The sequence below is a fragment of the Dokdonella sp. genome, from assembly GCF_036518555.1.
GTDB lineage: Bacteria > Pseudomonadota > Gammaproteobacteria > Xanthomonadales > Rhodanobacteraceae > Dokdonella_A.
Window position 1 is genome coordinate 1 of record NZ_DATDMY010000086.1, and the last position, 2683, is coordinate 2683.

The 2683-nt window shown below is 72.3% G+C and carries 4 protein-coding genes; 2 read left to right on the plus strand and 2 right to left on the minus strand.

The features are described from left to right. On the plus strand, positions 1 to 294 hold a 294-nt coding region (locus VI238_RS05300; protein WP_331649205.1), incomplete at its 5' end, for a Dps family protein. A gap of 25 nt (positions 295 to 319) precedes the next feature. Here the strand turns inward: VI238_RS05300 and VI238_RS05305 are convergent. Together VI238_RS05305 and VI238_RS05310 are read right to left on the minus strand one after the other, a co-directional pair. Beyond that, positions 320 to 1000 carry a YoaK family protein gene (locus VI238_RS05305; protein ID WP_331649207.1) on the minus strand — a complete coding sequence of 227 codons (681 nt, stop codon included), beginning with the start codon at positions 998 to 1000 and terminating at the stop codon, positions 320 to 322. Beyond that, positions 1000 to 2256, minus strand: coding sequence for a threonine/serine ThrE exporter family protein (locus VI238_RS05310; RefSeq protein WP_331649209.1), 1257 nt, complete (start codon positions 2254 to 2256; stop codon positions 1000 to 1002). The genes VI238_RS05305 and VI238_RS05310 overlap by 1 nt, the downstream gene beginning before the upstream one ends. 104 nt (positions 2257 to 2360) lie before the next feature. On the opposite strand from VI238_RS05310, the gene VI238_RS05315 reads away from it, so the two are divergent. Continuing rightward, a partial coding sequence (locus tag VI238_RS05315) for an STAS domain-containing protein (RefSeq protein ID WP_331649211.1) occupies positions 2361 to 2683 on the plus strand: 323 nt, incomplete at its 3' end.

The following is a 2683-nucleotide window of genomic DNA, read 5'->3' on the forward strand; positions in this document are numbered from 1 at the left end:
CTGTGGACGGCGGCGGACGCGATCGCCGAACGCATCCGCGCGCTCGATGTCTACGCGCCGGGGTCGTACACGCAGTTCGGCAAGCTCACCGCGATCGGCGAGGAAACCGGCGTACCGGACTGGAAGGGCATGGTGCAGCAGCTCGTCGAGGGCCACGAGACGGTCGCACGCACCGCGCGCGACGTGTTCCGCGTCGCCGACAAGGCCGACGACCAGCCGACGGCGGACCTCGCGACGCAACGCATGCAGCAGCACGAGAAGACCGCCTGGATGCTGCGCTCGCTGCTGAAGTGATGCGCACGACGCGGCCGGCGGCGCATCATCCGCCGGCGCGCCGCCGCTGCGGGTGCAGGTGCTGGTAGACGCCGTAGACGGAGCCGATCGCCGCAGTCGCGGCGGCCGGCACGTACAGTGCGGCATAGCCGAGGCGTGCGAACAGCCACGTGCCCGCGACCGCGCCGCAGAGGAACGCGAGCACGAGCGAAAGCAGCAGGCGCACGCGGCGCGCGTCCACCGGCAGCCCGCGCAGGCGGTGGCCCAGGAAGATGCCGAGATCGGTCAGCGTGCCCGAGAAGTGCGTCGTGCGCAGCACCGCGCCGCTGTAGGTGCTCGCCATTGCGTTCTGCAGGCCGCACGCGGCCGAGGCAAGGTAATCTCCGGAGACGTCGCCGCGCACGAGCAGAGGGACCGCGAGCGCGAGCAGCACGCCTTCGATCACGAGCACGACGCCATAGCGACGGCCGAGGCGCAGGGTCGAATCCTGCACGATCGCACCGCTCGCGACGCAACCGGCCATGAACGCGCCGATGAGCGCGGCGAAATGCAGCACGCCCGCGACGTCGCGCCCGCCGACGGCGATGCCGAGCAGGGTCGTCGTACCCGTGAGGTGGGTGATGCCCTGGTGCTGCACACCGAGGAATCCGCACGCGTTGACGATGCCGGCGACGAACGCGAGCAGCGCGCCCCCGCCGAGCACCCAGCGCGGAAGCTTCGCGAACATCACAGCTTGCGCCGCGGCGGCACGAGGAAATCGCCGAACAGGAGGCCGGCGACGATCGCGGTGAGCAACGCGGCCATCGTCACCGCGGTATCGATGCCGAGCAGCACCTCGCGGTCGAGCACGTAGCTGAGGCTGCGGAAGCCGACGCTGCCCGGCACGAGCAGGATGATGCCGGTCTCGCGCACGAGCGCGCCGGGGCGCTGCATCACGCGCGCGAACAGGTTGCTCGCCGCGCCGACGACGAGGCTGCCGACGAAGGTGCCGAACGCGGGCGGCACGTGCGCGCCGCCGATCTGCGTGCACGCATAGCCGAGGATCGGCGCCGCGATCACGACCGGGTAGAAGCGCAGCGGGCTCTTGAACAGCACCGCGAACGAGAACGCCGCGGCGACGACGCCGCACCAGCCCGCCCATGCGGGCAACGGCGCTGCATCGACCGCCGGGGGCACGACGCCGAGCAGCGCGCACGCCTGCAACGCGGCGGCGGTGCCGAAGATGAGCTTGAGCAACGTCGTCGCCGCACCCATCATGCGCGCGGTGCCGGACATCAGGTGCTGGCTCGACAGCTCGCGCACCGCGGTGGTCAGCGTCATGCCCGGCATCAGCACGATCAGGCTCGCGAGCACGACCGGCCGCAGCGCGATCGGCGCGATCCATTGCGCGATCGCGATCGCGACGAGCGTGCAGAGGAACGCCGCGGCGGCCTCGAGCCCGGCCGCGAACGTCGGCCAGCGCCGCGGCGCGAGCGAGATCGCGCCGATCAGCAGGCCATTGAGACCGGCCACCATGGCACCGCGCCATCCCGTGTGCAGGATCAATGCGATCGCGGCCGACGACACGCCGAAGCTGAGCACGCCGGCGACGTCGCTCGCGCGGCTCGGCGGCCGCTCGCCGACCGCGCGCAGCTGTCGCCGGCCTTCGACGAAGTCGAGTTGGCCCGCGATGACCCGGTCGGCGATCTCGTCGACCTGGCACAGGCGCTTGAGGTTCACCTCGCCCGGCGGCATGCGCACGACCTGCGTCGTCTCGGCGAGGTCGTCGCCGTGACGGGGGTCGGAGAACGACATCACGATCGATGTCGGCGTGGACAGGACGTTGCAGGCGAGCCCGAGGCGGGCGCTGACGAGGTTGACGACGTCCTCGAGGCGCGGCGCGGTCGTGCCGTACTCGTGCAGGCGGCGCGACAGCTCGACCACGAAGCCGATGCGCGTCTTGAGCTCGGCGTCGCCGCCGATGCGTTGCGTGAACCCTGCCATGTCCATCGCGCAATGATGCCGCGCGGCCGCGCCGATTGGCGAGCGTTCATGTTCGGCGCCCGTGCCGCGTGTGCGATCGGGCCCTACCCTGCTAGCCTTGCCCGATGAGCGCTGCAGGGACCGCCACACTCCGCCACGACCAGGACGGCGACGTCGTCGCCGCAACCGGCGACTGGACGCTCGCCTTCGCGCCCGCGCTCGCCGCGCGGGTCGCCGAACTCGCGCGCGCTCGCGGCGAGCGCCTGCGCGTGGACGCGTCGGGCATCGACCGGCTCGATACCGCGGGCGCGCGCCTGCTGCTCGACCTCGCCGGCGACCGCGGCGTCGATGGACTCGATCCGACGCGGCGCGCGCTCGTCGACGCGGTGGCCAAGGCGGACGTCGCGGCCAAGGCCGCGCCGCAACGCGACGGCGGGGTCGTCGCGAT

Coding starts and splice junctions, on each gene's coding strand:
- VI238_RS05310 (WP_331649209.1), bottom strand. CDS start 2,256: ATGGCAGGGTTCACGCAACGCATCGGCGGCGACGCCGAGCTCAAGACG.
- VI238_RS05305 (WP_331649207.1), bottom strand. CDS start 1,000: ATGTTCGCGAAGCTTCCGCGCTGGGTGCTCGGCGGGGGCGCGCTGCTC.